General features: G+C 45.4%; 1 pseudogene. It reads right to left on the bottom strand.

Annotated elements, in window-relative coordinates:
- A pseudogene (locus A3761_RS06110) lies at positions 1-780 on the bottom strand (PD40 domain-containing protein); the annotation flags it as partial.

Genomic DNA, 780 nt, shown 5'->3' with positions numbered 1-780 from the left:
GCAATATGAAAACCTTGATCACCCGGCTCGGTACTTTTGTGGACGTAAAAAATACTATTACCGTCGCGGCTGTAGCGAGGCCTGGTATTATACTTCCCAACAAAGCTCAAGCGCTCCGGAATACGATCTCTCAGAGACATACGATAAACCTGTGGGCTCCCGCCCCTGTCACTTGTAAATACGACACTTTTACCGTCCTGTGACCAGCTTGCCTCGGTATCAATACCTGAGTCGAATGTTAATCGCTCAGTGCGATCACGAGCCAAGTCATAACTATATAACTCGGCGTTGCCATCTTTCGACAAGGTCATTACCAGAGAGGAATCATCTGGCGACCACATAGGCGAGTCATTCAAGCCTTTAAACGAGGTCACCTTTCTTTGATTTCCTGAAATCACATGCTGAATGTAAATTGCTGGGCGACCAGAGTCATAAGACACGTAAGTCAGGTGCTGCCCATCATTAGACCATGAAGGAGACAACATAGGCTCGCGACTAGTAAACAGTGTATAAGCCCCTTTCCCATCCGCATCTGCAACATTTAGGCGGTACTGACGCTGCTTGTTGGTTAACTCTTTAACGGTTATATATGCGATCTTGGTAGAAAACACGCCTTGGACACCCGTAATCTGCTGATACACACGGTCACTAATATAATGCGCTGTTTTTCTAAGGCTTGTAGGGCTTGCTTTTACTCGCTCGCTAATGAGAGATTTTTGAGTAAAGATATCAACAAGTTCATAGTCTACTATTACCTGCTTAGAACCATTTTGATGCGTG

It is taken from the genome of Oleiphilus sp. HI0123 (genome assembly GCF_001635315.1).
Note: the sequence above shows the minus strand (reverse complement) of the source record. Positions and strands in the feature narration are given on the sequence as shown.